Origin of the sequence: Azospirillum sp. B4 (assembly GCF_000333275.1) — a bacterium.
Taxonomy (GTDB): Bacteria; Pseudomonadota; Alphaproteobacteria; order Azospirillales; family Azospirillaceae; genus Nitrospirillum.
In genome coordinates this window covers 1-4,389 of sequence record NZ_BACU01000105.1, presented here as the reverse complement: position 1 = coordinate 4,389, position 4,389 = coordinate 1, and the positions used below count along the sequence as shown (strand labels likewise).

Annotated in this window: 3 protein-coding genes and 1 pseudogene; 2 read left to right on the top strand and 2 right to left on the bottom strand. The window is 66.1% G+C overall.

Annotated features, from left to right (window positions below; all coding sequences use genetic code 11):
- A partial coding sequence (locus I55_RS05185) for an inositol-3-phosphate synthase (protein ID WP_044559445.1) occupies nucleotides 1-663 on the bottom strand: 663 nt, incomplete at its 3' end.
- A 315-nt stretch (nucleotides 664-978) separates the two neighbouring features.
- Between I55_RS05185 and I55_RS05180 the strand changes: the two genes are divergently transcribed.
- Both I55_RS05180 and I55_RS05175 read left to right on the top strand, forming a co-directional pair.
- On the top strand, nucleotides 979-2,733 hold the full coding sequence (locus I55_RS05180; RefSeq protein ID WP_044559444.1) for a fatty acyl-AMP ligase: 1,755 nt from the start codon (nucleotides 979-981) through the stop codon (nucleotides 2,731-2,733).
- A complete protein-coding gene (locus tag I55_RS05175) occupies nucleotides 2,730-3,692 on the top strand; it encodes an NAD(P)-dependent oxidoreductase (protein WP_044559443.1) in 963 nt (320 codons plus the stop codon). The genes I55_RS05180 and I55_RS05175 overlap by 4 nt, the downstream gene beginning before the upstream one ends.
- On the opposite strand, the pseudogene I55_RS05170 reads toward I55_RS05175, so the two are convergent.
- Nucleotides 3,685-4,389: pseudogene (locus I55_RS05170) on the bottom strand (dATP pyrophosphohydrolase); the annotation flags it as partial. The gene I55_RS05175 and the pseudogene I55_RS05170 sit on opposite strands and share 8 nt — an antisense overlap.

Here is a 4,389-nt window from a genome sequence, read left to right as displayed (position 1 = left end):
CAGCTTCACGCCACGCTTGGCGAACAGGTCTGTCAGCACGCGGTGGGTGATGGTGGCGCCCACCTGGGATTTGATGTCGTCGCCGATGATGGGGATGTTGCGCGCCTTGAAGCGGTCCGCGAAAGCCTTATCGCTGGCGATGAACACCGGCATATTGTTGATGAAGGCCACGCCGGCCTCCAGCGCGCATTCGGCGTAGAAGCGGGCCGCCTGTTCCGAGCCCACGGGCATGTAGTTCAGCAAGACCTCGGCGCCGGTACGCTTCAGTTCCTCCACCACCTCGGCCTTGGTCAATTCCCGCGCATCGGAACGCACGAAGGTGCGGTCCTCGGAATAGTCCGCCATGTGCTCGGAAATGCCGTCCAGCACGGGGCCCATCTTCACGGCGACGCCGCTGTCGGGAATGTCGGCCTGGAAGATCTTTGTGCAGTTCGGCTTGGCGAAGATGGCGCGGTGAACATCCGTGCCGACCTTGCGGGCGTCGACGTCGAACGCGGCGACCACCTGGATATCGCACGGCAAATAACCGCCGATCTCACGATGCATCAGGCCAACCACGCCCTCACGGCACCGTTCCTGCGTATAATAGTGAATGCCCTGGATCAGCGCGCTCGCACAGTTTCCGATCCCCGCGATGGCGATACGGATTTTGCCCTTCTGCATGACGTGACCTGTAAGTTGCTATTTTATAAGGATATTGTGACCGAGCCCAGCGCGCCTAAGTTGCAAACTGCCTATTTTTCAAGCACATTCGGGCCTGTCGGGTGAGGATACCACATCAAATAGTTAGGGCCGCAGCGATCTACATCACTGCAAACCCATCGCTTTCACACTTAAACAGCAGCCAGACGCGGCACAAGCGCCCCTTTCGGGCACGCTGCACCAACGACGCCACATATTGCCTTTCCGTTACCAATTTGCATACCTGTGATTATCCGCTAGCTTAAAGCCATAGTGAGTCAGGGTAAGAAACTCGAAATGACGTCTCCTACGCCCTCCCATCATCCTGGGCTCCCTACGCGCTACGCAGATTTCGACTCGATCGCCGGCGCGTTGGATTACGCGGCCCGGGGCCCGACGGGTTACAACTTCTACACCGGCAAAGGCGCGCTCAGCGAGGCGCTGCCTTACTGGAAGTTGCGCGAGCAGGCGATCAGCCTGGCCCGCCGCCTGCTGGCTACCGGCCTGGAGCCGGGGGAGCGTGTCGGCCTGATCGCCGAGAGCGATGGTGATTTCGTCCGCGCCTTTTTCGCCTGCCAGTACGCCCGGCTGGTACCGGTACCCCTGCCCCTGCCCTCGGCTTTTGGTGGCAAGGACGCCTACATCGACCATATCCGCCGCATGCTGGAAAGCTGCGGCGCCACCGCCGCCTTCGGACCAGCAATGCTGAACGACTGGCTGGCGCGGTCGGTCCAGGGACTCGAGTTGAAGGTCGCCGGCACCCTGGCCCTGCTGGAGGGGGTCGAGCCCATCGCCGGCGACCTGCCGGAACAGTCGCCGGACAGCATCAGCTATCTGCAGTTCTCCTCCGGCAGCACCCGCTTTCCCATGGGCGTGGCCGTCACCCAACGCGCGTTCATGAGCAACGCCGCCAACGTCAGCAAAAGCGGCCTGGTCATTGACGATGGCGACCGCTGCGTCTCCTGGCTGCCGTTCTACCATGACATGGGTCTGGTCGGTTTTCTGCTGATCCCGCTGGCCAGCCAGATGTCGGTGGACATCCTGCCGACGCGCGATTTCGCCCGCCGGCCCCTGCTCTGGCTGGACCTCATCAGCCGCAACCGCGGTACGATCTCCTACAGCCCGTCCTTCGGCTATGAGCTGTGCTCGCGCCGGGCGGAAACGCTGTCCACCGCCGGCATCGACCTGTCCAGCTGGCGCAGTGCCGGTATCGGCGGCGACATGATCCGCCCCAATGTGCTGGCCGATTTCGCGCAACGATTCGCCCCTAACGGCTTCAGCGGCAACGCCTTCGTGCCCAGCTACGGCATGGCCGAGGCCACCCTGGCGCTGAACTTCACGCCCAAGGGCCAGGGCGTGCAACATGACGTGGTCGACAGCGTCATCCTGGAAACGGAGCATCGCGCCGTGCCCGCGCGATTCGGCGCCGAACGCACCCGTACCTTCGTGCTGTGCGGCCACATCCTGCCAGACCACGGAATCGAGGTGCGCGATGACACCGGTAGCCGGCGGCCACCGCGCCATGTCGGCCGCATCTACGTCCGGGGTCCCAGCCTGATGAGCGGCTATTACGGCGCGCCGGAGGAAACGGCCCGCATCATGGACGCCACCGGCTGGATGGATACCGGCGACCTGGGGTACCTGCTGGATGACCAGATCGTCATCACCGGCCGGGCCAAGGATCTGATCATCGTCAACGGCCGCAACCTGTGGCCCCAGGATCTGGAGTGGACGGCGGAAGCGGAGATCGCCGCCCTGCGCAGTGGCGACGTCGCGGTCTTCTCCGTCGATGACGGCAGCGAAGAGGAAGTGGTGGCGCTGGTCCAATGCCGCAGCCTCGACCCGGCCGTGCGCGACACCTTGATCCATGACCTGACCCAGGTCTTCCGCAGCCGCTACGGCGTCGTGGCGCGCATCGTCCTGGTGCCGCCGCACGCCCTGCCCCAGACCACCTCGGGCAAGCTGAGCCGCAGCCGGGCGCGCAGCATGTACCTGGCCGGCGTCTTCACCGCCACCGAGGGATTGGCCCTGGCCAATACCGCGACCGCATGAGCCGAGAGCCCATCGTCGCGGTCACCGGGGCGACGGGCTTTCTGGGACTGCATCTGATCGCCGCCCTGGCCAGTGCCGGCGCCAGGGTCCGCCTGTTGGCCCGGCGCCCGCCGGCACACGAGTTCTGGTCAGGCCTGGACGTCGACGTGGTGCCCGGTGGCCTGGAGGATGGCGAAGCACTGGAGCGGCTGGCCGGTGGCGCCGACGCCCTGATCCATGCCGCCGGCCTGATCAAGGCGCCGGACCGGCGAACCTTCATGCGCACCAACCGGGATGGCACCCACGCGCTGGCCCGGACGCTGCGCCGCCTCGCGCCCGACGCCCGCCTGATCGTCATCTCCTCCCTCGCCGCGCGGGAACCGCAGCTGTCAGATTACGCCGCCAGCAAGCGCGCGGGTGAGGAGGCGGCGCGCGCCGTCTATGCCGATGCCGACGGGCAGCTAACCATCCTGCGCCCGCCCATGATCTACGGCCCATGGGACCGCGAAACCCTGGCGATCTTCAAGGCGGCGTCGCGACCTGTCGTTCCCCTGGTGGGCCATGGCCGCCTGGCCGCGATCCATGTCACGGACGCCGCCGCCGCCCTGACCGCGATCGCCTTGGCCCCCGTCCCCCTTGGCGGCACCTACGCCCTGGCCGACACACGGCCGGCGGGGTACGCCATGGCCGACATGCTCCTGGAGGCCGCGCGCGCGGTGGGCCGCACGACGCCCCCCCGCCTTTTGCCCATCCCCGGCGCCGTGCTGCAGGCCGCCGGCCATGCCTCCTCCTGGTGGGGGGCGATACGGGGGGGATCGCCCATCTTCACCGCCGGCAAGGCGCGCGAAATCCGCCACCCCGATTGGACGGTGGCGCCAGGCGAACTGCTGCCGGCCGAGGTCCACCAGTCGACGATAGGGCTGGCGGACGGCTTCCGTGACACCGCCGCCTGGTACCGGACCGCAGGCTGGCTCAGTTGAGCGCCTTTTCGTAGATGCGATAGGTCTTGTACGCGGTGCCGCCCAGGCTTTCGTTGATGCGGCGCATGGGCATGTTGTCCTCCAGGATCCAGGACAGCTCGATCTGCCGGAAGCCCATGGCCAGCGCGTCCTTGCGCACGGCGTCGATCAGCAAGAAGGGCAGCAGGCTGCCGATCACGCCCTGGGAGGCGGACTTGCGGATGCCCATCAGCGGCACCCGCGCCGTCTTCAGCCCCGCCACCTTCAAGCGCCACAGCAGCTTGGCCCAGCCGAACGGCAGCAGCTTGCCGTCCAGATCGCGGATGGCTTCGTTCAGATTGGGTAGGCAGACGATGAAGCCCACCGCCACCCCGTCCTGTTCGACGAAGCGCACCAGGCGTGGGTCGAGCAAAGGCTTCAGCGATTTGGCCAGATAGTCGGTCTCGATTTCCGTCAGGGGGACGAAGCCCCAGTTGTCCTGCCAGGCGTCGTTGAAGATGGAGGTGACGGCGCGGATCTCGTCGTCGTACCGCTTGAAGTCCATGCGGCGCACCGTGATGCCCTTGGGCAGGGGCCGGTCGATCAGCCGCTTGGCGCCGGCGGGAAGGTCCACGGTGATGTCGTAGATGTAGGCGTAGACGTCCTTCTCCTTGCGCAGCCCCTGCTCCTCCAGCCGGCGTCCCAGATAGGGCTGGTCATGCCCCATCAGCAGCATGGC